This window comes from Acinetobacter sp. 24-47-39 (assembly GCF_056783825.1).
On the sequence record NZ_JBWYIP010000044.1, the window covers coordinates 1 to 342 of the forward strand.

Below are 342 nucleotides of genomic sequence, written 5' to 3' on the forward strand. Positions count from 1 at the left end.
GGTCTTGGATCCATGCAGGGCTGATGTGCCATGCTTGTTCGAGGCCTAGGCTGGCATTGTCTTGGTGGTCACTGTGTTGGTGTTTGCTTTGTACTGAGCCTGCGCCTTCTTCTTGTTCGAGGGCTGTGGCTTGCCAGCGTTGTAGGTGGACTGCAGTGGGCTGTAGGCTGCGTTGTCCGATAAAGCTGGTAATGGTATCAAATTGTTCTGTCGCATCACTACGGTGGTAGCGGATGTTGCGTCGGTTAAGGGCTTGGTATTGGCTGTTGTCGTCAATCAGGCGGAGCTTTTGTGCTTCGATCGGGCTGTTGTTGCTCGGTACAATCGGTTGGGCTTCATCAA

The 342-nt window shown here is 53.2% G+C and carries 1 pseudogene; it reads right to left on the reverse strand.

The window, feature by feature from the left end:
- Nucleotides 1-342, reverse strand: a pseudogene (locus tag AC1M9C_RS14980) (type VI secretion system tip protein VgrG); the annotation flags it as partial.